A 1,090-nucleotide genomic window follows, 5' to 3' on the forward strand; every position below is an offset into this window, starting at 1 on the left:
GCGGGCGGGATCGCGAAGCCGTTGCGCAGGTCGCGCAGGCGGCGGCCGATCCTGGGGGCGTCCACGGTGAGCACGAGGGCCGAGAGCCCGGCCGCCTCGGCCCGTCCGACCAGGGCGGCGAGGGCGGCGCGCTCGCGCAGCCAGTACAGCTGGAGCCAGACCGGGCCGGTGGCGGCGGCCGTGATGTCCTCCAGGGTGCGGCTCGCGAACATGCCGGCGACGAGCAGCGCCCCGGCCGCGCCGGCCGCCCGCGCGGTCGCCGTCTCGCCCTCGGGGTCGACCAGCCGGTGGTAGGCCATCGGGGCGATGCCGACCGGGAGCGCGAGCGGACTGCCGAGCAGGGTGGTGGCGAGCGAGCAGACCGAGACGTCGACGAGCGTGCGCGGCCGGAACGCATAGTGGGCGAACATCTCCCGGTTCGCCGCCAGGGTGCGTTCCGCGCCGCTGCCGCCTTCGATGAAGTCCCAGATTTCGCGCGGAAGATGTGCGCGCGCGGCACGCTCGATCCCGGCCAGCGTGGTCACTCCCACGAATGCCTCCCCATTTCTCAGACAGCGGGGCCGGGACGGCCGCACGCGGGCCGCTCCCGGTTGGGCAGCGTAGGAGCAACAAGCACATTGGTATAGACCTTGATTTGACCAATCGTCTGTGCCATGGTCTGGCCACGGAATTGACCGTTTTGGTTGTTCACGGCGTCCATGTCAAATCCCCTCACTATGCGGAGTGGTGTTGACCGCCTTTTCGAGCCCTTCACTCCCCCTCCCCACGCCGCCACACGCCGACGCCCCACCCGAATGGGTCGACGAGCTGCTGCTGGCCGGCCCGGGGAACGAGGAGTGCCTGCACTTCGGCGGCCCGGTCGACCGGGCCGCCCTGCGCGCCCTCGTCGACGAGCAGACCGCGCGGCTCGCCGCCGCCGGACTCGGCGCGGGCGGCACGGCGGCCCTGCGGCTGCCGCCCTCGGTGGCGTTCGTCGCCGTGCTGCTGGCAGCATGGCGGCTCGGCGCCCAAGTGGCCCTGCTCGACCACCGGTTGACCGACCACGAGGTCGACGCGGCGGTGGCCCGGCTGGCCCCGCAGGTGCTGGTAG

At 72.8% G+C, this 1,090-nt stretch carries 3 protein-coding genes; 1 reads left to right on the forward strand and 2 read right to left on the reverse strand.

From position 1 onward, the window contains the following. The coding region (locus AB0O00_RS41035) for an alpha-hydroxy acid oxidase (RefSeq protein ID WP_363659745.1) at window positions 1-530 on the reverse strand (530 nt) is incomplete at its 3' end. Between the two features lie 17 nt (window positions 531-547). Further along, window positions 548-700, reverse strand: coding sequence for a hypothetical protein (locus tag AB0O00_RS41040; RefSeq protein ID WP_363659746.1), 153 nt, complete (start codon window positions 698-700; stop codon window positions 548-550). 26 nt (window positions 701-726) lie between these two features. On the opposite strand from AB0O00_RS41040, the gene AB0O00_RS41045 reads away from it, so the two are divergent. Beyond that, the coding region (locus AB0O00_RS41045) for an AMP-binding protein (protein ID WP_363659747.1) at window positions 727-1,090 on the forward strand (364 nt) is incomplete at its 3' end.

The organism is Kitasatospora sp. NPDC093558, from assembly GCF_040683475.1.
Classification (GTDB): Bacteria; Actinomycetota; Actinomycetes; order Streptomycetales; family Streptomycetaceae; genus Kitasatospora.

Excerpts from the sequence above, each read along its gene's own strand:
- AB0O00_RS41040 (WP_363659746.1), bottom strand. The coding sequence starts at position 700 with ATGGACGCCGTGAACAACCAAAACGGTCAATTCCGTGGCCAGACCATG.